The 382-nt window shown below is 64.7% G+C and carries 1 pseudogene; it reads right to left on the bottom strand.

The annotated features are described in order from the left end of the window. Nucleotides 1-382: pseudogene (locus VSR71_RS35190) on the bottom strand (alpha-ketoglutarate permease); the annotation flags it as partial.

Below are 382 nucleotides of genomic sequence, written 5' to 3'. Positions count from 1 at the left end.
CACGAATGTGGTCTGGTCCTCGGTCAGGCCCACCGAGAGCTTGACGAAGGTCTGCATGTAGGTGGTGAAGGTGTAGAACGCCGCGGTGCCGCCGGCGGTGAGGCCGACCACCAGCAACAGCTCGCGCGGGTAGCGCAGCAGATTGGTGATCGAGCCGGTCGGCTTCACGACCTTCTTGGCTTCCTCGAAGGCCTCGGTCTCGTGCAGATTGCGCCGCATCACCGCGGCAAAGATCGCGAGCGCCGCGCCGATCGCGAACGGGATGCGCCAGCCCCAGGCCTTCAGCTCCTCCGGCGTCAAGAACACCTTTTGCAGGAGCAGCAGCACGACGATGGCGGTGAGCTGGCCGCCGATCAGCGTGACGTACTGGAAGCTCGAATAG

The organism is Cupriavidus oxalaticus, from assembly GCF_038900635.1.
GTDB classification, from domain to species: Bacteria; Pseudomonadota; Gammaproteobacteria; order Burkholderiales; family Burkholderiaceae; genus Cupriavidus; species Cupriavidus oxalaticus_B.
The sequence above is the reverse complement of the archived record's forward strand: the minus strand, read 5'-3'. Positions and strand labels throughout refer to the sequence as shown.